Below are 233 nucleotides of genomic sequence, written 5' to 3' on the forward strand. Positions count from 1 at the left end.
GATTTGAAATATTCTTGTGAGGCGAGGTTGATTAAGACATCGCTGCTGGCCTGCTTCAGCGTTTGGTTGAGCAGGTCGGTGATTTTATCACCCCAAAATTCGTAGAGGTTTTTGCCGCGCGAGTTGGCAAAGGCTGTGCCCATTTCCAAGCGGTAGGGTTGCATCAAGTCGAGCGGGCGCAGTACGCCGTATAGGCCGGAGAGCAGGCGGACGTGTTGTTGCAGGTAGTCGAT

At 53.2% G+C, this 233-nt stretch carries 1 protein-coding gene; it reads right to left on the reverse strand.

Annotation, left to right across the window (positions count from 1 at the left end):
• Window positions 1–233 (reverse strand): YaaA family protein (locus ACTHS4_RS12675; protein ID WP_440366064.1); only part of this gene is annotated, 233 nt, incomplete at both ends.

Origin of the sequence: Neisseria sp. P0014.S009 (assembly GCF_051958155.1) — a bacterium.
In the GTDB taxonomy this organism is placed as follows: domain Bacteria; phylum Pseudomonadota; class Gammaproteobacteria; order Burkholderiales; family Neisseriaceae; genus Neisseria; species Neisseria flavescens_C.